Below are 19,170 nucleotides of genomic sequence, written 5' to 3' on the forward strand. Positions count from 1 at the left end.
ACCACTAAAAAACCCTCTCCTGCCGGTTGTTTTTCTTTTTCCCCCCCCCCACCCACCCAACCCGCCCCCCCGCCCCCTAAATCACCTCACACCCCCCCGGCGGGGCGCGGGGGCCCGCGCCCCCCGCGGCAATGAATGCCGCGCTCGATACTGCCGGCAACCCGTCATCGGTCCATGCCGAGGGCCGCGCCGCACGGCGGCTGATCGAGAATGCAAGGCGCGATGTGGCGCTGCTGGTCAACGCCGGCGCCGAGCATGTCGTGTTCACCTCCGGTGCGACGGAAGCCGCCTCGACGCTGCTGACGCCGGATTGGCAGATGGGGCGCGGCACTGTCCGCATGAGCCGGCTCTATGTCTGCGAAGCCGATCATCCTTGTGTGCTGAACGGCGGGCGCTTTCCGGCAGCCCGGGTAACACGCATCGGCGTCGACGCCGACGGCATTGTCAGGCTGGACGCGCTGGCGGCGGCACTTGGCCGTCATGACAAGGCAGACGGCCTGCCGCTGGTGGCAATCCATGCCGCCAACAACGAGACCGGTGTCATCCAGCCGGTCGGGCGCATCGCCGAAATTGTCAAGGCGGCAGGCGGCATCCTGGTCGTCGACGCCGTGCAGGCAGCCGGTCGCATTCCGCTCGATATGTCAGCGGGTTATGCCGATTACTTGATTCTGTCTTCGCACAAGATCGGCGGCCCCATGGGCGTTGGCGCCATCGTCGCCGCCGCGGATCTGATGATGCCCAGGCCCTTGATATCAGGCGGTGGCCAGGAAAAGGGTCATCGCGGCGGCACTGAAAACCTGGCCGCGATCGCCGGTTTTGGCGCAGCGGCGCGTGAAGCCCTGATCGGATTGAAGCGCATCGAAGCGGTCGGCAGCCGCCGCGATGAGATCGAGGCCATCGTGAAAACGCTGGTGCCGGATGCGGAGATCTTCGGAACCGGCGCGCCGAGGCTTGCCAACACGACATTCTTCGCTATTGCGGGCATCAAGGCCGAGACGGCGCAGATCGCCTTCGACCTGGCGGGCGTGGCGCTGTCGGCCGGTTCCGCCTGTTCGTCGGGCAAGGTCGGCCCGAGCCATGTGCTGAAAGCCATGGGGTACAATGACAGCCTTGGCGCTTTGCGCGTGTCCATCGGCCACGCAACGAGCGCGCAGGACATCGAACTGTTCCGCACTGCGCTGGCAGGCATTGCCTCACGCCGCGCAGGCAGGGAAGAGGCCGCCTGAGCGCGGCAAACAAACGCAGGCTTTTTGGCCTGGTAGAGCCGTGCGTTTCATGGTGGCCGGGTGAATTCCCGGCAGGGACGCACTATATGGAACTTACGCCGCCTCGGGTGCCTCGCGGGTACTGGTTTCGCGGTGCCATAGTTTGAAAACTGCCGGGCCTTGACCCCGGCGTGGATGGAGAACGCTGATGCCTGCTGTGCAGGACACGATCGATCGGGTTCGAAAGATCGACGTCGACCAATACAAATACGGATTCCAGACCGAAATCGCGATGGACAAGGCCCCAAAGGGCCTGAGTGAAGACATTATCCGCTTCATTTCGGCGAAGAAGGACGAGCCGTCCTGGATGCTGGAATGGCGTCTGGAAGCGTATCGGCGCTGGGTGACGCTGGACGAGCCGAAATGGGCGCGCGTCCACTATCCAAAGATCGATTTCCAGGACCTCTACTATTATGCGGCGCCCAAGAGCACGCCAGGACCGACATCGCTGAGCGACGTCGACCCCGAACTGTTGAGGGTCTATGAAAAGCTCGGTATCCCGCTGAGGGAACAGGAGATCCTCGCCGGTGTGCAGAAGACCGACGCGTCGGAACTCGAGGAAGCCAGCGACAATGTCTACAAGTCGGGCCGCGTCGCCGTCGACGCCGTGTTCGATTCCGTGTCCGTCGTCACCACCTTCAAGAAGGAGCTGGCGCAGGCCGGCGTCATCTTCTGCTCGATCTCGGAAGCCATCCGCGAGCACCCGGATCTGGTGAAGAAGTATCTCGGCTCGGTCGTGCCGACCTCGGACAATTTCTACGCCACGCTGAATTCGGCGGTGTTCACCGACGGTTCTTTCGTCTTCGTGCCCAAGGGCGTGCGCTGCCCGATGGAACTGTCGACCTATTTCCGCATGAACGAGAAGAACACCGGCCAGTTCGAGCGCACGCTGATCATCGCCGAGGAAGGGGCCTACGTCTCCTATCTCGAAGGCTGCACGGCGCCGCAGCGCGACGAGAACCAGCTTCACGCTGCGGTTGTCGAACTGATCGCGCTCGACGATGCCGAGATCAAATACTCGACGGTGCAGAACTGGTACCCCGGCGACGCCGAAGGCAAGGGCGGCATCTACAATTTCGTCACCAAGCGCGGCGACTGCCGCGGCCACCGTTCGAAGATTTCATGGACGCAGGTCGAGACCGGCTCGGCGATCACCTGGAAATATCCGAGCTGCATCCTGCGCGGTGACGATTCCAGCGGCGAGTTCTATTCGATCGCCGTGTCGAACGGCTACCAGCAGGTCGACAGCGGCACCAAGATGATCCATCTCGGCAAGAACACGTCGAGCCGCATCATCTCCAAGGGCATCGCCGCCGGCTTCTCGCAGAACACCTATCGCGGCCAGGTCTCGGCGCACCGCAAGGCGACCAACGCCCGCAACTTCACCAACTGCGACTCGCTGCTGATCGGCGACCAGTGCGGCGCGCACACCGTGCCCTACATGGAAGCCAAGAACGCAACGGCGCAGTTCGAGCATGAGGCGACGACGTCGAAGATTTCCGAGGACCAGAAATTCTACGTCATGCAGCGCGGCATTCCCGAAGAAGAGGCGATCGCGCTGATCGTCAACGGCTTCGTCAAGGACGTCATCCAGCAACTGCCGATGGAATTCGCGGTCGAGGCGCAGAAGCTGATTGGGATCAGCCTCGAGGGCTCGGTCGGCTGACCGGACCGAAAATTTTCAGGAAAAGAAAAAATGCTTGAAATCAGAAATTTGCATGCTCGCATCGTCGATGACGGCACCGAGATCATCCGCGGCCTGAACCTGACGGTGAAGGCCGGCGAGGTCGCCGCCATCATGGGGCCGAACGGCTCGGGAAAATCGACGCTGTCCTACATCCTCGCCGGGCGCGAGGATTATGAGGTGACCGAAGGCGACATCCTCTACAACGGCCAGTCGATCCTCGAAATGGATCCTGCCGAGCGCGCCACATCAGGCATTTTTCTCGCCTTCCAGTATCCGATGGAGATACCGGGTGTGGCGACGATGGAATTCCTGAAGGTGGCGATGAACGAGCAGCGCAAGGCGCGCGGCGAGGAGCCGCTGAAGATCCCGGAATTCCTGAAGCGCGTGAAGGACGCCGCTGCCTTGCTCGACATGGACATGGCGATGCTGAAGCGGCCGCTCAATGTCGGCTTTTCCGGCGGCGAGAAGAAGCGCGCCGAGATCCTGCAGATGAAGCTTCTGGAGCCAAAACTCTGTGTGCTCGACGAGACCGATTCCGGACTCGACATCGATGCGCTGAAGATCGTTTCGGAAGGCGTCAACGCGTTGCGCGCGCCGGACCGCGCCATCGTCATCATCACCCACTACCAGCGCCTGCTTCAGTACATCGTGCCGGATAGTGTGCACGTGCTGTACAGAGGCCAGGTGGTCAAGTCGGGCGACAAGTCGCTGGCGCTCGACCTCGAGGCCAACGGCTATGCCGGCGTGATCGGCCAAGCTGCGTGAGATGCCAGAAGGCCAAGAAGGCAAGCCAAACAAGGCGAGACCGATGAATATACATACGACACCCCAGCGAACGCCGGCCGAAACGGCGCTGATCGACGCCTTCAGCGACCGGCTGTCGTTGCTGCCCGGCGACGGCACGGTGATGCTGAAGCGCGACGACGCCATCGAGGCGATCAAGAGCGGCCTGCCGACGCGGCGCATCGAATCCTGGCACTACACCGACCTGCGCCGCCTATTGACTTCGGTTCCGGATTTCGATCCCGCAGCCGCCCCAAAAGCCATTGCGCCTGTTGTCGAAGGGTCCGCTGTTCTGCCGGTGCTCAACGGCGTGTCGAGCGCGAAACTGCCTGAAATCGAGGGCATCGCCGTGCAGCGCCTGTCGGAGAAGCTGACCGACGGCAGCATCGCGCCGGGCCTTGATCCCTATGGCGCCGACGACGCCATCGGCGCGCTCAATATGGCTTTCGTGGCCGACGGCTATTTTGTCGACATCGCCGACGGTACCGAACTGGACAAGCCGATCGAATTGCAGAACCTGCAGGCCGGCGGCCAGACGCATGTGCGCCTCAGCGTCCGCGTCGGCGCCGGCGCCAAGGCCGTGATCGTCGAGCGCCAGGCGGGCGAGGGCGCCGCACTCGTCAGTTCGGTCAGCCAGCTTCTGCTTGACGAGGGCGCCGAGGTGACCTGGCTGATCGTGCAGGAGCAGCCGGATACGGCGACGCATCTTGCCCAGTTCAAGGCGCATCTCGGCAAGAATGCGAAGCTGACGCTGTTCGTGATGAATGCCGGCGGCAAGCTGGTGCGCCAGGAGATCGTGGTCAGGACGACCGGCGAAGGTGCCGATTTCACGCTGCGCGGCATCAACCTGCTGGCCGGTGACACCCATACCGACGTGACCATGGTGCTCGACCATGCGGTGCCGCATACGGCTTCGACGGAAGTGATCCGCAACGTGGTGACGGGAAGAGCGCGCGGCGTTTTCCAGGGGCGCATCAACGTCCACCAATACGCGCAGAAGACCAACGCCAAGATGGCCTGCAACACGCTGCTTCTGTCGGATGACGGCGAGTTCTCGACCAAGCCTGAGCTCGAAATCTTCGCCGACGACGTCGTTTGCGGCCACGGCGCCACCGTCACCGAGATCGACCATAGCCATTTATTCTACCTGATGGCGCGCGGCATCGACGAGAAGTCGGCCCGTGGCCTGCTGGTCAAGGCGTTCGTCGCCGAGGTCATCGAGGAACTCGACGACGAGGCGATCGTCGAGGCGCTGGAAACGAGGCTCGACGGCTGGTTCGCGGCGCACGGGTGACAGTGGGTGAGGGTTTGGCGATTCGACCAACACCCCTCATCCGACCGAGCTCCGCTCGGCCACCTTCTCCCACAAGGGGAGAAGGAAGAGCGCCTCTCCTTCTCCCCTGGTGGGAGAAGGTGGATTGGCGCGTAGCGCCAAGACGGATGAGGGGTGCTGGAAGGAACGCGGCGTAGCAAGGACTTCGAAATGGACCAGAAAGTCGAAAACATCCCCTACGACGTCGAGGCGATCCGCCGCGACTTTCCGATCCTGTCGCGGGAAGTCTACGGCAAACCGCTGGTCTATCTCGACAATGGCGCCTCGGCGCAGAAGCCGCAGGCCGTGCTCGACGCCATCCAGCACGCCTACGCCCAGGAATACGCCAACGTCCATCGCGGGCTGCATTTCCTGTCGAACGCCTCGACAGATGCCTTTGAGAACGCGCGCAAGATAGTGCAGAGATTTCTCAACGCGCCAAGCACCGACAACATCGTCTTCACCTCGAACACGACCGCGGCGATCAACACCGTCGCTTATGGTTATGGCATGCCCAATATCGGCGAGGGCGATGAAATAGTCCTGTCGATCATGGAGCACCATTCGAACATCGTGCCGTGGCATTTCATCCGTGAGCGCCAGGGCGCGAAACTGGTCTGGGTGCCGGTCGACGATCTCGGCGTCTTCCACATCGAGGAGTTCGAGAAGCGGCTGAGCGACCGCACAAAACTGGTCGCCATCACGCACATGTCGAATGCGCTGGGCACGGTGACGCCGATCAAGGAGATCGTCCGCATCGCGCATGCGCGCGGCATTCCGGTGCTGGTCGACGGCAGCCAGAGCGCCGTGCATATGCCGATCGACGTCCAGGACCTCGATTGCGATTTCTTCGTCTTCACCGGCCACAAGGTTTATGGGCCCTCTGGCATCGGCGTACTCTATGGCAAGAAGGACATGCTGGAGCGCATGCGCCCGTTCATGGGCGGCGGCGAGATGATCGAGGAGGTGACGCAAGACATCGTCACCTACAACGATCCGCCGCACCGCTTCGAGGCCGGCACGCCGCCGATCGTCCAGGCGATCGGGCTGGGTGCAGCGCTCGAATATATGGAAAAGGTCGGCCGCGAGCGCATCGCCGCCCACGAGGCCGATCTCAGGGATTATGCCCATCAGCGGCTGCGCGCCATCAATTCGCTGCGCATCTTCGGCGATGCGCCTGACAAGGGCGCCATCATCTCCTTCGAGCTGCAAGGCATTCATGCCCACGACGTGTCGATGGTGATCGACAGGCAAGGCGTCGCCGTCCGTGCCGGCACCCATTGCGCCCAGCCGCTGTTGAAACGTTTTGGCGTAACCTCCACATGCAGGGCATCGTTCGGCATGTATAACACCAGGGCCGAAGTCGACGCTTTGGCCGATGCGCTCGAAAAAGCGCGAAAGTTCTTCGGATGACGATCATGGATGATGCAGGCCACACCGCTGAGACCACGTCGGAAACGGTAACCAATGAGTTGGTTTCCGCCTCGGCCATTCCCGCCGACGAACTGGCGCGGCTGACCGACGACATCGTTTCGGCGCTGAAGACGGTCTACGACCCGGAAATCCCGGCCGATATCTATGAGCTCGGCCTGATCTACAAGATCGACATCGAGGACAACCGCTCGGTCAAGATCGACATGACCCTGACCGCGCCGGGCTGCCCGGTGGCCGGCGAAATGCCGGGCTGGGTGGAAAATGCCGTCGGCGCCGTCGAAGGCGTTTCCGGCGTCGAGGTCAACATGACCTTCGATCCGCCCTGGTCGCCCGACCGCATGTCGGAAGAGGCGCAGGTCGCGGTGGGCTGGTATTGAGGCGCACTTGCGCCAGGCAGAAAACTTCACCATTTTAGGTGAAGACTCATTCCGCAGGCCTTGAACCTGCGTGAACGCGGAGAAAAAGAATGGGACGCTTCGCCGTCATCACGATGACCGAAAAGGCTGCCGATCGGGTTCGCGAGATCGTCGCGACCCGTGAGAATGCGCATGGCATTCGCCTTGGCATCAAGAAGGGCGGCTGCGCCGGCATGGAATATACAGTCGATCTGGTGACCGAGCCCAACACCAAGGACGATCATATCGAGCGCGACGGTGCCCATGTCTATGTCGCGCCTGAGGCAGCGCTTTTCCTGTTCGGCACCGAGATGGATTTCGAGCAGACGACGCTGCGCACCGGCTTCACCTTCCGCAACCCGAACCAGAGCTCGGCCTGCGGCTGCGGCGAGTCGGTGGAGCTCAAGCCGGCCGATCTGAAGGTCCTGGCCGAGGCGCGCGCATCGGCCTGATTTCCCTTCTCCCCGTTGTCCCCCTCATCCGGCCCTTCGGGCCACCTTCTCCCCGCTGGGGAGAAGAGGCTTGCATCAACGCTGGCGACCTCCTCTCCCCTCGGGGAGAGGTCGGATTGCCCCGAATTGCCCTTCGCAATTCGGTTGGCAATCCGGGTGAGGGGGCTTAGCCTATGTAAACGGGGCGAAGAAATACTATTCCACCCACACTCCCGTTCGTTTGTGCCAGTCTGCGATCGATTCCTCGGGATAGACGTCGAAGACCTTGTCGTCCTTGCCGATTTCGGGCTCGACCCAGTTCGCCTTGTATTTCAGCATGAGGTGCACCTTTTCAGGCGGTTTCGGCAGGTCTGTGTCGATCGCCGAGGCGAAGGGGTGGACCAGTTCCGGCCAGGTCCGGTCATAGAGCCACAGTGCCGAACCACATTTTTTGCAGAAATTCCGCTCGCCTGACGAGATCTCGCATTGCGGATGCTCGTCGTCCTCGATCTCGGCCTGGTAGACGCCAAGATGGCGCTTGCCCTTGATTTTCAGCGTCTCGAAATCGGCACCGAGATTGATGGCAAAGCCTCCGCCGCCCTGCTGCTTGCGGCAGATCGAGCAGTAGCACAGCATGAACGGCACCGGCGTGTGGCTTTCCACCTCGAAGCGGACGGCATTGCACCGGCAGGACCCTTTGAGCAGAAGCGGCATGAAAAACTCCGACGAAATTGGCTTTCAACTTGTCAGGATGGTGCCGGCTGCGGCGATGACAAGGGGAAATCCGGGTGACATGATCACGGCATGGACAATGAACGCATTGCCGAACTTTTCGAAGGCCTCGGACCGGTCAGCATTCGCAAGATGTTCGGCGGCAAGGGCATCTATTTCGACGGCGTGATCGTCGCCATCGTCATTCGTGACGAATTGATGCTGAAAGCCGATGCGGAAAGCGCGCCCGAATTCGAGGCGGCCGGCTGCCGGCAATGGACCTATACGGGGTCGCGGCACGGCAAGCTGGTGTCGATGCCGTATTGGAGCGTTCCCGACAGCGCCTTCGACGATCCGGATGAGATGGCGGTCTGGGCACGCCTGGCCCATGAGGCGGGGCTGCGTGCCGGCAAATAGGTGTGCCCGCTAGCCACTCAGCTAAAGACAATCGCTCCAGGTTGGCGCCGCCCCTCCCCGTGAAGGACGGGGAGAGGGGTCGCCGGCGTCGCGGCCAAGCCCCTTCTCCCCGTCCTTCACGGGGAGAAGGTCCCGGCAGGGGGTTGAGGGGCGGCGCCAACATCCAGGATTTCATGCCAGGTCGCGCGCCTCGGGCACGAATGCCAGCGCCTCGGCAAAGATAGCGCTTGTGAAGGCGGCGCTCTCGACGGCGAGCATCGCTGCGGCAACGCCTTCGCGCAACGCTGCGCCCAGCGTCAGGCCGCGCACAGGGCGGCGACCGTTGCGCCCGCCAGCGCATCGGCGGCGCCGTCCGCGACTTTTTTAGGCGGCAGGATCAAGAAGGCGTCGGCTTCGTCGAAACCGAGCACCGGACCGTCGCCAGCGGTGACCACGCCGCTTTTCAGGCCGGCGCGCCTTAGGCCGTCGACAATGCCACGCTTGTCGGCATCGACGTCGGCGCCCGTAAGCACGCCGGCCTCGCGCCGGTCCATGAAGGCCAGCGCCAGACTGCCCAGAACCGGTGCGAGCCGCGCCGCCTTGTCGGGCGAGACGGCGAGGCCGAAGACCAGCTTGCCGGCTGCAAGCGTCACCAGCCGCTCCAGCGCCGCCGACGGCAGGTTTGCGTCGCAAAGGACTGCATCAGCGGTGCTGATTGCCTCGCGCATCTTGGCACGGCGGATCTGCTTGGCAAGCGCCAGGTCGTAGAGCGCCATGTCGGCGAGGCCGGCGATCAGCGCGCCGTCGCCGTCGATCAGCACTGTGTTGCTCAGCGTCGTGCGATCGAGGAACACCACGGAAAGATCGGCAATGCCGGCTGCAGCAATGGCGCGTGAAAGCGTATCGGCCAGAACATCGCCGCCCCGTACCGAAAACAGCGAGCCGGAGACGCCGCGGCGCACGGCGCAGCGCAGCGCATTGAAGACGGCGCCGCCGACTTCCTCGCGCATCGTGCCGGGGTTCGACGCCGCCGGCACGAAGGCGCCCGAAACCTGGCCGCGCCGCTCGATATAGGCGCCGCCTACGGCCAGGATCGTCGGCGACTTCATCATGCCCAGTGAGATGACCTTTGCTGCTGCCGGGAGGAGACTAGGTTGTCCGGCGGAACCCGGCAACCGGAGGCGCGATTCGGAAGATGCCTTGCAGAATCCTGCGGGTGAAGCCGGGATGCATCCTGGGTGAAAACACGAAACAAAAAACGAACAAATCCGGATATTGTTGGTTTTTCAATCGGTTGTATCTCCTTGCCAATCGAGAACAAAAAAGGTACAAATTGATAGGGATTACGGATTGTCCGGCCTTCATTGACGACCAAGGGGTGATGTATCATGGCTCAGAATTCTTTGCGGCTTGTAGAGGACAAAACGGTGGACAAATCAAAGGCTCTGGATGCGGCGCTGTCGCAAATCGAGCGTGCCTTCGGCAAGGGCTCGATCATGCGGCTCGGCGCAAACGAGCAGGTCGTCGAGATCGAAACGGTGCCGACCGGTTCGCTTGGCCTCGACATTGCGCTCGGCGTCGGCGGCCTGCCGCGCGGCCGTATCATCGAGATCTACGGGCCGGAAAGCTCGGGCAAGACGACGCTGGCGCTGCACACTGTGGCGGAGGCCCAGAAGAAGGGCGGCATCTGCGCCTTCGTCGATGCCGAGCACGCGCTCGACCCGGTCTATGCCCGCAAGCTCGGCGTCGACCTCGAAAACCTCTTGATCTCGCAGCCCGATACCGGCGAGCAGGCGCTGGAGATTTGCGACACGCTGGTGCGTTCCGGCGCCATCGACGTGCTGGTGGTCGATTCGGTCGCGGCGCTGACGCCGCGCGCCGAAATCGAAGGCGAGATGGGCGATTCGCTGCCCGGCCTGCAGGCCCGCCTGATGAGCCAGGCGCTGCGCAAGCTGACCGCCTCGATCTCGCGCTCCAACACCATGGTCATCTTCATCAACCAGATCCGCATGAAGATCGGCGTCATGTTCGGTTCGCCCGAGACCACGACCGGCGGCAACGCGCTGAAATTCTACGCTTCGGTGCGCCTCGACATTCGCCGCATCGGCTCGGTCAAGGACCGCGACGAGGTCGTCGGCAACCAGACCCGCGTCAAGGTGGTCAAGAACAAGCTGGCGCCGCCCTTCAAGGTGGTCGAGTTCGATATCATGTATGGCGAGGGCGTGTCCAAGACCGGCGAGCTGGTTGACCTCGGCGTCAAGGCTGGCGTGGTCGAAAAGTCGGGCGCCTGGTTCTCCTACAATTCGCAGCGTCTCGGCCAGGGCCGCGAGAATGCAAAACTGTTCCTGCGCGACAATCCCGATACGGCGCGCGAAATTGAATTGGCACTACGGCAGAATGCCGGGCTGATTGCGGAAAAGTTCCTCGAGAATGGTGGTTCCGAAGGCGGAGACGATGGTTTCGAGGACGAAGCCGGCGCCATGTAGGCTTCGGCAGTGGCCGGAGTTTGGCCATGATTCCCGCGCATCAGCTCCAGCCTGTGTAATCGAGTCCTGTATTGTTGCGTTCGAACCGCCGGCCTAGCGCCGGCGGTTTGCGTTTCAGCGGTGGCGCCAAGATGACCGGCAGGCCGGCAACGAGATGACCGGCAAGCCCCGCAAATTGGCCCAATTCCGTGTTTCTGGACAGGGTGCAACGCGGCGGCTAAAAGGCCATGTCCATTTGCCGTCGGCCGCGCCGGCGGCTCTCTCTAAAAGCTAAAAGGCAGTATTCATGAGTGGCGTGAACGAGATCCGGTCGACATTCCTCGACTATTTCCGCAAGGAGGGTCACGAGGTCGTCGCGTCGAGCCCGCTGGTGCCGCGCAACGACCCGACACTGATGTTCACCAATGCCGGCATGGTGCAGTTCAAGAACGTTTTCACCGGCCTGGAAAAGCGACCCTATTCGCGTGCCACGACGGCTCAGAAGAGTGTTCGCGCCGGCGGCAAGCACAACGACCTCGACAATGTCGGCTACACCGCGCGCCACCTGACCTTCTTCGAGATGCTCGGTAATTTCTCGTTCGGCGACTATTTCAAGGAGCGCGCCATCGAGCTTGCCTGGAACCTGATCACCAGGGAGTTCGGGCTGAAGAAGGACAAGCTGCTGGTCACGGTCTATCATACCGACGACGAGGCTGCCGGCTACTGGAAGAAGATCGCCGGCTTTTCCGACGATCGCATCATCCGCATTCCGACCTCGGACAATTTCTGGGCGATGGGCGACACCGGACCTTGCGGTCCGTGCTCGGAGATTTTCATCGACCGTGGCGAGCACATCTGGGGCGGCCCTCCCGGCAGCCCCGAGGAGGATGGCGACCGTTTCCTCGAATTCTGGAACCTGGTGTTCATGCAGTATGAACAGGTGACGAAGGATGAGCGCATCGACCTGCCGCGCCCGTCGATCGACACCGGCATGGGCCTGGAGCGCATGGCCTCCATTCTGCAAGGGGTCGAGAGCGTCTTCGAGACCGACCTGTTCCGTCACCTGATCGAGGCCGCGTCATCCGCGCTCGGCCGCGGTCCGGATGCCGACACCGTCGGATCGTTCCGCGTCATCGCCGACCATTTGCGTTCGTCCTGCTTTCTGGTGGCCGACGGCGTGCTGCCGTCCAATGAGGGCCGCGGCTACGTGCTGCGTCGCATCATGCGCCGCGCCATGCGCCATGCGCAGCTTTTGGGCGCCCGTGATCCGCTGATGTGGCGGCTGGTGCCGGCGCTGGTGCGCGAGATGGGCCAGGCCTATCCGGAACTGGTGCGCGGCGAACAGATGATCACCGAGACGCTGAAGCTTGAAGAAACCCGTTTCCGCAAGACGCTGGTGCGCGGCTTGGGCCTGCTTTCGGAAGCGACGGAAAAGCTGGGTGCCGGCGACATGCTGGATGGCGAGACCGCCTTCAGGCTCTACGACACCTATGGCTTTCCGCTCGATCTGACGCAGGACGCGCTGCGTCAGCGCAACATCTCGGTCGATCTTGCCGGCTTCACCAATGCGATGGAGCAGCAGAAGGCCGAGGCGCGCAAGAGCTGGGCTGGTTCCGGCGAGGCGGCGACCGAAACAGTGTGGTTCCCGGTGCGCGAGAAGCATGGCGCCACCGAGTTCCTCGGCTACGAGACCGAGCAGGCGGAAGGCCTTATCCAGGCGCTGGTCAGGGACGGCAAGATCGTCGACAGCGCCGCCAACGGCGAGGCAGTTGCCGTAGTCGTCAACCAGACGCCGTTCTATGGCGAATCCGGCGGCCAGGTGGGCGATACCGGCGTCATTTCAGGCGAAGGGTTCTCAATCGAGATCTCCGATACGCAGAAGAAGGCCGACGGGCTTTTCGTGCATCTCGGCAAGGTGGCCGACGGCACGGTCGACACGGGCGCGACCGTCGAACTGAAGGTCGACCATGCGCGCCGCTCCAGGCTGCGCGCGAACCATTCCGCGACGCATCTGATCCACGAAGCGCTGCGCGAGGTGCTAGGCACCCATGTCGCGCAGAAGGGCTCACTGGTCGCGCCCGAGCGTCTGCGCTTCGACATTTCGCACAACAAGCCGATCTCGCCTGACGAGATCGAAGAGGTCGAGCGGATGGCGAACGAGATCGTCGTCCAGAACAGTCCGGTCACCACGCGGCTGATGTCGGTTGACGATGCCATCGCCGAAGGCGCCATGGCGCTGTTCGGCGAAAAGTATGGCGACGAGGTGCGCGTCGTTTCGATGGGCACGGGCTTGCATGGCGCCAGGGCCAACCGGCCTTATTCGGTCGAGCTATGCGGCGGCACGCATGTCAGGGCGACCGGCGACATCGGTCTGGTGCGCATCGTGTCGGACAGTGCAGTCGCTGCCGGCGTGCGCCGCATCGAGGCGCTGACCGGAGAGGCGGCCAGAAAGCATCTCGACGAGCAGGACAAACGGCTGAAGGCCACTGCGGCGGCGTTGAAGATCTCGCCGGCCGACGTGCCGGCGCGCGTCGAAGCGCTGTTGGACGAGCGCAAGAAGCTCGAGAAAGAACTGACCGAAGCGCGCAAGAAACTGGCGCTGGGCGACCGCTCGCCAGCCGGCGTGCCTGCCGAGAACGAGACCATTGCCGGTGTCGGCTTCCTCGGCAAGGCGGTATCTGGCGTCGCGCCGAAGGATTTGAAGCCGTTGGCCGATGCCGGCAAGAAGTCGCTCGGCTCCGGCGTCGTCGTCTTCGTCGGCGCCGGCGAGGACAACAAGGCCAGCGTCGTGGTCGGCGTCACCGACGACCTGACCGGCCGCTTCAGCGCTGTCGATCTGGTGCGTGTGGCGTCCGCGGCATTGGGCGGGCAGGGCGGCGGCGGTCGGCCTGACATGGCCCAGGCCGGCGGCCCGGACGCCTCGAGGGCCGAAGACGCGATCGCTGCGGTGAAGGCGGCTCTGGAGGCGGCCTGATCGGGTCTTGCCTTCTCCCCTTGTGGGAGAAGGTGGATTGGCGCGCAGCGCCAAGACGGATGAGGGGTGCTGGCCGGAGCGCTTTGGTGCCAAGCTGGAACACCCCTCATCCGACCTCGCTTCGCGAGGCCACCTTCTCCCACAAGGGGGAGAAGGGGAGCGCCGCACCAGCGGGCAGGCACGGGCCCCTGCTGTCAGCCAGCCTTTTCGGTCTTCGCAAAACTCTCCCGCCCAGCGATGCGCATCCACCAATCCCGAAGATCGGCAAACTCCGCCAGCAGGTTTTGCCCCTCAGTGACCTTGACGAAATAGCCGATGATGGGTGCTGCATGCAGGTCGGCCAGCGTCAGTTGCGCTCCCAGCAGCCACGGCCCATCGGCTTTCAGCGATGAGAGCGCCTTAAGTGTCGTTCTCGCCTGCAGAAGCCCATTGGCGATCAAAGCCTCGTCAGGCGCCGTTTTCTCCAGCCGCTCGACGGCGACATCCCAGACCATGGCCCGATAGGCATAGGCATCCAGCATGGCGATGATCTGGTTCATACGTGCGCGAGGCCGGGTTTCGATCGGTTGCAATGCCGGGCCGTCGAACGCTTCGTCGACATAGCGGGCGATCGCGCCGGTCTCGTGGAGGCGGAACTCGTCATGCTCGAAGGCCGGGATGCGGCCGAACGGCTGATGGTCGAAATACCAGCCCGGAATGCCGTCCGCCGCGAAGATGTCGACCGGCACAAGTTCGTAGCCGATGCCTTTTTCCTCAAGTGCGAGGCGGACGATGCGCACATAGACGCTGTAGTCCGCCCCGTAGACGACGGGCCTGCTCACAACGCTGGTCAGGCCATCGCCTTCTGCAGATTCTCGTCGATCTTGTCGAGGAAGCCGGTGGTCGAAAGCCATGGCTGGTCGGGACCGATCAGCAGCGACAGATCCTTGGTCATGAAGCCGGCTTCGACGGTCTGGATGCAGACTTTTTCCAGCGTCTCGGCAAAACGCATCAGCTCGGCATTGTCGTCGAGTTTGGCGCGGTGCGCCAGGCCGCGCGTCCAGGCGAAGATCGAGGCGATCGAATTGGTCGAGGTTTCCTCGCCCTTCTGGTGCTGCCGATAGTGACGGGTGACGGTGCCGTGCGCGGCCTCGGCCTCCACCGTCTTGCCGTCCGGCGTCATCAGCACCGAGGTCATCAGGCCGAGCGACCCAAAACCTTGCGCCACGGTGTCCGACTGCACGTCGCCATCATAGTTCTTGCAGGCCCAGATATAGCCGCCCGACCATTTCAGGCTGGAGGCAACCATGTCGTCGATCAGCCGGTGCTCGTACCAGAGCTTCTTGGCTTTGAACTCGGTTTCGAACTCTGCCTCGTAGACTTCCTGGAAAATGTCCTTGAAGCGGCCGTCATAGGCCTTGAGGATGGTGTTCTTGGTCGAGAGGTAGACCGGGTAGTTGCGCAGCAGGCCGTAATTGAGCGAGGCGCGGGCGAATTCGCGGATCGAGTCGTCGAGATTGTACATGGCCATGGCGACGCCGGCGGCCGGTGCCTCGAACACGTCATGCTCGATCACCTGGCCGTCTTCGCCGACGAACTTGATCGTCAGCTTGCCCTTGCCGGGAAAGCGGAAGTCGGTGGCGCGGTACTGGTCGCCGAAGGCATGACGGCCGACGATGATCGGTTTGGTCCAGCCGGGCACCAGCCGCGGCACGTTCTTCATGATGATCGGCTCGCGAAAGATGGTGCCGCCGAGGATGTTGCGGATGGTGCCGTTCGGCGACTTCCACATCTTCTTCAGCCCGAATTCCTCGACACGCTGCTCGTCGGGGGTGATCGTCGCGCATTTCACGCCGACGCCATGCTTCTTGATGGCATTGGCCGAATCGATGGTCACCTGGTCGTTGGTGGCGTCGCGGTGCTCAACGCTGAGGTCGTAATATTCAAGCTTGAGGTCGAGATAGGGGTGGATCAGCTTGTCCTTGATGAACTGCCAGATGATGCGGGTCATCTCGTCGCCGTCGAGTTCGACGACCGGGTTCGCCACCTTGATCTTCGCCATGGAAAGAATGCCTCATTGTTGGGGATCGGAACGGCCTTGCCCGCATGGCTTTGGCCGGGGATGCGGCCCGTATATCAAAGCATTTTTGGCCGCGCAAACGGCGATCCGCGCCAGCGGGCTTGCCCCTGGCATCGGGCGTTGCCTGCCAAAGCTTCATTTTCGCGGCCGGATATGGCAGGGGACGCTGAAATGCCGCAAACAGCAGTTCATTGAGACAATGCAAGCCAGCAACGACATCCTTCCTGCCACCGGCCCGGCGATCATCCTGGTCGAGCCGCAGCTCGGCGAGAATATCGGCATGGTCGCGCGCGCCATGGCGAATTTCGGTCTGTCCGAACTGCGCCTCGTTAATCCGCGCGACGGCTGGCCGAGCGAAAAGGCGCGCGCTGCCGCGAGCCGCGCCGACCACGTCATCGATGCCGCTGGAGTATATGACGATCTGGCCTCGGCGGTCGCCGACCTGAACTTCGTCTTCGCCACCACGGCGCGCGCGCGCGATAATTTCAAACCGGTGCGCGGACCGGTCGAGGCGGGCAGGGCGCTGAGAGCGCGGCAGCGATCCGGACAGCGCACCGGCATTCTGTTCGGCCGCGAGCGGTTCGGGCTCTACAATGACGAGGTCGGCCTCGCCGACGAGATCGTCACCTTCCCGGTCGATCCCGCCTTCTCCTCGCTCAACATCGCCCAGGCCGCCTTGCTGATGTCCTATGAGTGGATGAAGTCGGGCCTGGAAGATGAGACCAAAACCAACTTTTCCAGTCCCGACATGATGCCGGCGACCAAGGAACAGTTGCACGGCCTGTTCGCCTATCTGGAAGGCGCGCTCGAAGCGCGCGGCTATTTCCGCCCGGCGGCGAAGAAGCCGAAAATGGTCGACAACCTGCGCGCGGTGCTGACGCGCGCCGGCTTCGCCGAGCCGGAGCTCAAGGTGCTGCGCGGCATAATATCATCGCTGGACAGGTTTTCGCCGGCCATGCCGCGCGGCGACGGATCGCCGGGCGATGATCCAAGGCGGCTTCCGGCAGCGGCCCGCGCCGCCAAGGCGACAGACAAGGACCAGGCCTGAGAGACAGGGGCTTTAGCCGTAACCGAATGTTATTTGCTGTGGTCCATCATCCCAAAATGATGGATCAGGGATTTGTGACCATCTTCCCGCCGCGGGCCCGCAGCCTTCTCCGCCTTCTCCTGTAGACTATGACAATGACCGATCCTTCAAGCGTCCGCCCGATCCTGATGTTCGATTCCGGCATCGGCGGCCTGACGGTGCTGCGCGAAGCGCGGGTGCTGATGCCCGACCGCCGCTTCGTCTATGTCGCCGACGACGCGGCTTTCCCTTACGGGGCTTGGGAGGAAGCGGCACTGAGGGCACATGTGCTGGAGCTGTTCGGCAAGCTGCTTGATCGTTTTTCGCCGGCCATTTCGGTCATCGCCTGCAACACCGCCTCGACTCTGGTCATCGATGCGCTGCGCGAAAGATTTCCCGGTCATCCTTTCGTCGGCACGGTGCCGGCGATCAAGCCGGCAGCGGAACGCACGCGCTCCGGGCTGGTTTCGGTGCTGGCGACGCCCGGCACCGTCAAGCGCCAGTATACCCGCGACCTGATCGGCAAATGGGCGCAGAAATGCCATGTCCGCCTGGTTGGCAGCGATAGTCTGGCGGGACTGGCCGAAGTCTATATGCGCGATGGCTTTGTCGATGAAGAGGCGGTGCGTGCCGAGATCGCGCCGTGCTTCGTCGAACATGACGAATTGCGGACCGACATCGTCGTGCTTGCCTGCACCCACTATCCCTTTCTGGCCAATCGCATGCGCAAGACGGCACCCTGGCCGGTCGATTGGCTCGATCCCGCCGAGGCGATCGCACGGCGGGCGCTCTCGCTGCTCGCGCATGCCGAGGCCAGCCACCGCGGCGAGGCGTTGCCGGAAGGCGCCGACCTTGCTGTCTTCACCTCGAATCGGGTCGATTTCCCGACTCGCCGCCTGATGCAGGGGTTTGGGCTGGCGATTTCCTGATATCTGGGAACATCACCACGACCGCTGCGTTTTTCCCTCATCGCAAGACGGGAGAAACGATCATGCCAGCCACTTCAAAAGCCCAGCAGAAAGCCGCCGGCGCGGCATTGTCCGCCAAGCGTGGCGAAACCAAGAAGAGCGAGCTGAAAGGCGCTTCGAAGGGAATGTACAAGTCGATGAGCGAAAAGCAGCTCGAGGAGTTCGCCGAGACCAAGCGCAAGGGCCTGCCCGAGAAGAAATCGAAACACTAGCCGCTTGTCCCACCCGCAGGACAGGTCCCATGATTGGATAGCCGCGGTCCCGCACACAGCGCGCGGGGATACCGCGGCGTATCGGCTGCCATCATCGACGCCTACCGCGACCTTGACACCAGTCAAATCTCCGTCTAATCAGCCCCCAACGCCGGGCCGCAACGTCCGGTGGTTTCTTTATGTGCAATGACGTGTCCCGTGGGTTTTCCGCCGCGTTGCGTGGGAGAACCCTGTCAGGTCTCGAAAACGGGGGCCAGAGGAGGGCGCGTTTCCTTCACCCGGACCATGAGGTGCCGGGTGTGTCTTTTTGAAAGGGAATGCGATGAGCAAGCGCGAATCCGCGAAATACAAGATCGACCGCCGTCTCGGCGAAAACATCTGGGGCCGCCCGAAGTCCCCGGTCAACAAGCGCGAATACGGTCCTGGCCAGCACGGCCAGCGCCGCAAGGGCAAGCTTTCCGATTTCGGCCTGCAGCTGCGTGCCAAGCAGAAGCTGAAGGGTCACTACGGCGACGTGTCGGAAAAGCAGTTCCGCAAGGTCTATGAAGAGGCGAACCGCCGCAAGGGCGACACCTCGGAGAATCTGATCGGCCTGCTCGAGTCTCGTCTCGACGCGGTCGTCTACCGCGCCAAGTTCGTGCCGACCATTTTTGCCGCTCGCCAGTTCGTCAATCACGGCCACATCAATGTCAACGGCAAGCGCGTCAACATCGGCTCGTACCGCTGCAAGCCGGGCGATGTCATCGAAGTGCGCGAAAAGTCGAAGCAGCTGGTGATCGTCCTGGAATCGGTAGGCCTGGCTGAGCGCGACGTGCCTGATTACATCGAGGTCGATCATAACAAGATGACGGCGTCCTTCGGGCGCATCCCCGGGCTGTCGGATGTTCCCTTCGCCGTGCAGATGGAACCGAACCTGGTCGTCGAATTCTATTCGCGCTGATCGATTTTTTTCATCTGCGACATCATCGAAGGCCGCCCTCGAGGCGGCCTTTTCTTTGGGGCTCCGAAAATC

General features: G+C 62.8%; 17 protein-coding genes and 1 pseudogene. 14 read left to right on the forward strand and 4 right to left on the reverse strand.

Annotated elements, in window-relative coordinates; genetic code table 11:
* The first annotated feature begins 131 nt into the window (after positions 1 to 131).
* From AC0L2B_RS22215 to sufA, 7 genes are all read left to right on the forward strand, one after another.
* A complete protein-coding gene (locus tag AC0L2B_RS22215; RefSeq protein WP_473746822.1) occupies positions 132 to 1,226 on the forward strand; it encodes a cysteine desulfurase family protein in 1,095 nt (364 codons plus the stop codon).
* Positions 1,227 to 1,413: 187 nt separating this feature from the next.
* Entirely contained in the window at positions 1,414 to 2,931 is a 1,518-nt protein-coding gene (gene sufB, locus AC0L2B_RS22220) for a Fe-S cluster assembly protein SufB (RefSeq protein ID WP_023798290.1), read from the forward strand.
* Positions 2,932 to 2,961: 30 nt separating this feature from the next.
* A complete protein-coding gene (gene sufC, locus AC0L2B_RS22225; protein ID WP_023798289.1) occupies positions 2,962 to 3,717 on the forward strand; it encodes a Fe-S cluster assembly ATPase SufC in 756 nt (251 codons plus the stop codon).
* Positions 3,718 to 3,760: 43 nt separating this feature from the next.
* Positions 3,761 to 5,029, forward strand: a complete 1,269-nt coding sequence (gene sufD, locus AC0L2B_RS22230; protein WP_473519556.1) for a Fe-S cluster assembly protein SufD — start codon at positions 3,761 to 3,763, stop codon at positions 5,027 to 5,029.
* 189 nt (positions 5,030 to 5,218) lie between these two features.
* Complete coding sequence (locus tag AC0L2B_RS22235; RefSeq protein WP_473746823.1) at positions 5,219 to 6,460, forward strand: cysteine desulfurase; 1,242 nt, start codon at positions 5,219 to 5,221, stop codon at positions 6,458 to 6,460.
* 5 nt (positions 6,461 to 6,465) lie between these two features.
* A complete protein-coding gene (locus tag AC0L2B_RS22240; RefSeq protein ID WP_473746824.1) occupies positions 6,466 to 6,858 on the forward strand; it encodes an SUF system Fe-S cluster assembly protein in 393 nt (130 codons plus the stop codon).
* Positions 6,859 to 6,947: 89 nt separating this feature from the next.
* On the forward strand, positions 6,948 to 7,328 hold the full coding sequence (sufA, locus tag AC0L2B_RS22245) for a Fe-S cluster assembly scaffold SufA (RefSeq protein ID WP_473746827.1): 381 nt from the start codon (positions 6,948 to 6,950) through the stop codon (positions 7,326 to 7,328).
* Positions 7,329 to 7,523: 195 nt separating this feature from the next.
* On the opposite strand, the gene AC0L2B_RS22250 is transcribed toward sufA, so the two are convergent.
* Positions 7,524 to 8,021, reverse strand: a complete 498-nt coding sequence (locus tag AC0L2B_RS22250) for a GFA family protein (RefSeq protein WP_473746828.1) — start codon at positions 8,019 to 8,021, stop codon at positions 7,524 to 7,526.
* A gap of 90 nt (positions 8,022 to 8,111) precedes the next feature.
* On the opposite strand from AC0L2B_RS22250, the gene AC0L2B_RS22255 reads away from it, so the two are divergent.
* Complete coding sequence (locus AC0L2B_RS22255; protein ID WP_473746829.1) at positions 8,112 to 8,435, forward strand: TfoX/Sxy family protein; 324 nt, start codon at positions 8,112 to 8,114, stop codon at positions 8,433 to 8,435.
* Between the two features lie 171 nt (positions 8,436 to 8,606).
* On the opposite strand, the pseudogene AC0L2B_RS22260 reads toward AC0L2B_RS22255, so the two are convergent.
* Positions 8,607 to 9,526: pseudogene (locus AC0L2B_RS22260) on the reverse strand (PfkB family carbohydrate kinase).
* A gap of 276 nt (positions 9,527 to 9,802) precedes the next feature.
* Between AC0L2B_RS22260 and recA the strand changes: the two are divergent.
* Positions 9,803 to 10,900 carry a recombinase RecA gene (gene recA / locus AC0L2B_RS22265; RefSeq protein WP_023798282.1) on the forward strand — a complete coding sequence of 366 codons (1,098 nt, stop codon included), beginning with the start codon at positions 9,803 to 9,805 and terminating at the stop codon, positions 10,898 to 10,900.
* A gap of 286 nt (positions 10,901 to 11,186) precedes the next feature.
* Positions 11,187 to 13,853, forward strand: a complete 2,667-nt coding sequence (alaS, locus tag AC0L2B_RS22270; protein ID WP_473746830.1) for an alanine--tRNA ligase — start codon at positions 11,187 to 11,189, stop codon at positions 13,851 to 13,853.
* A 194-nt stretch (positions 13,854 to 14,047) separates the two neighbouring features.
* Here alaS and AC0L2B_RS22275 read toward each other — a convergent pair whose 3' ends face one another.
* Both AC0L2B_RS22275 and AC0L2B_RS22280 read right to left on the reverse strand, forming a co-directional pair.
* Entirely contained in the window at positions 14,048 to 14,674 is a 627-nt protein-coding gene (locus tag AC0L2B_RS22275; protein WP_473746831.1) for a glutathione S-transferase family protein, read from the reverse strand.
* Between the two features lie 8 nt (positions 14,675 to 14,682).
* Positions 14,683 to 15,894 carry an NADP-dependent isocitrate dehydrogenase gene (locus AC0L2B_RS22280; RefSeq protein WP_473746832.1) on the reverse strand — a complete coding sequence of 404 codons (1,212 nt, stop codon included), beginning with the start codon at positions 15,892 to 15,894 and terminating at the stop codon, positions 14,683 to 14,685.
* Positions 15,895 to 16,111: 217 nt separating this feature from the next.
* Between AC0L2B_RS22280 and AC0L2B_RS22285 the strand changes: the two genes are divergently transcribed.
* The 4 genes from AC0L2B_RS22285 to rpsD all read left to right on the forward strand — a co-directional run bounded on the left by AC0L2B_RS22285 (position 16,112) and on the right by rpsD (position 19,098).
* Positions 16,112 to 16,960, forward strand: coding sequence for an RNA methyltransferase (locus AC0L2B_RS22285; protein WP_287061876.1), 849 nt, complete (start codon positions 16,112 to 16,114; stop codon positions 16,958 to 16,960).
* A gap of 134 nt (positions 16,961 to 17,094) precedes the next feature.
* Positions 17,095 to 17,907, forward strand: a complete 813-nt coding sequence (gene murI / locus AC0L2B_RS22290; protein ID WP_473746833.1) for a glutamate racemase — start codon at positions 17,095 to 17,097, stop codon at positions 17,905 to 17,907.
* A 62-nt stretch (positions 17,908 to 17,969) separates the two neighbouring features.
* On the forward strand, positions 17,970 to 18,158 hold the full coding sequence (locus AC0L2B_RS22295) for a DUF3008 family protein (RefSeq protein ID WP_023717374.1): 189 nt from the start codon (positions 17,970 to 17,972) through the stop codon (positions 18,156 to 18,158).
* Between the two features lie 322 nt (positions 18,159 to 18,480).
* Positions 18,481 to 19,098 (forward strand): 30S ribosomal protein S4, encoded by a 618-nt coding sequence (gene rpsD / locus AC0L2B_RS22300; protein WP_023798277.1) that lies wholly within the window; start codon positions 18,481 to 18,483, stop codon positions 19,096 to 19,098.
* Positions 19,099 to 19,170 lie beyond the last annotated feature (72 nt).

This window comes from Mesorhizobium sp. WSM4815 (genome assembly GCF_055811575.1).

Coding starts and splice junctions, on each gene's coding strand:
- sufD (WP_473519556.1), top strand. CDS start 3,761: ATGAATATACATACGACACCCCAGCGAACGCCGGCCGAAACGGCGCTG.
- murI (WP_473746833.1), top strand. CDS start 17,095: ATGACCGATCCTTCAAGCGTCCGCCCGATCCTGATGTTCGATTCCGGC.
- AC0L2B_RS22280 (WP_473746832.1), bottom strand. CDS start 15,894: ATGGCGAAGATCAAGGTGGCGAACCCGGTCGTCGAACTCGACGGCGAC.
- alaS (WP_473746830.1), top strand. CDS start 11,187: ATGAGTGGCGTGAACGAGATCCGGTCGACATTCCTCGACTATTTCCGC.
- AC0L2B_RS22240 (WP_473746824.1), top strand. CDS start 6,466: ATGGATGATGCAGGCCACACCGCTGAGACCACGTCGGAAACGGTAACC.
- recA (WP_023798282.1), top strand. CDS start 9,803: ATGGCTCAGAATTCTTTGCGGCTTGTAGAGGACAAAACGGTGGACAAA.
- sufA (WP_473746827.1), top strand. CDS start 6,948: ATGGGACGCTTCGCCGTCATCACGATGACCGAAAAGGCTGCCGATCGG.
- sufB (WP_023798290.1), top strand. CDS start 1,414: ATGCCTGCTGTGCAGGACACGATCGATCGGGTTCGAAAGATCGACGTC.
- AC0L2B_RS22215 (WP_473746822.1), top strand. CDS start 132: ATGAATGCCGCGCTCGATACTGCCGGCAACCCGTCATCGGTCCATGCC.
- sufC (WP_023798289.1), top strand. CDS start 2,962: ATGCTTGAAATCAGAAATTTGCATGCTCGCATCGTCGATGACGGCACC.
- AC0L2B_RS22255 (WP_473746829.1), top strand. CDS start 8,112: ATGGACAATGAACGCATTGCCGAACTTTTCGAAGGCCTCGGACCGGTC.
- AC0L2B_RS22235 (WP_473746823.1), top strand. CDS start 5,219: ATGGACCAGAAAGTCGAAAACATCCCCTACGACGTCGAGGCGATCCGC.
- rpsD (WP_023798277.1), top strand. CDS start 18,481: ATGAGCAAGCGCGAATCCGCGAAATACAAGATCGACCGCCGTCTCGGC.
- AC0L2B_RS22250 (WP_473746828.1), bottom strand. CDS start 8,021: ATGCCGCTTCTGCTCAAAGGGTCCTGCCGGTGCAATGCCGTCCGCTTC.
- AC0L2B_RS22285 (WP_287061876.1), top strand. CDS start 16,112: ATGCAAGCCAGCAACGACATCCTTCCTGCCACCGGCCCGGCGATCATC.
- AC0L2B_RS22295 (WP_023717374.1), top strand. CDS start 17,970: ATGCCAGCCACTTCAAAAGCCCAGCAGAAAGCCGCCGGCGCGGCATTG.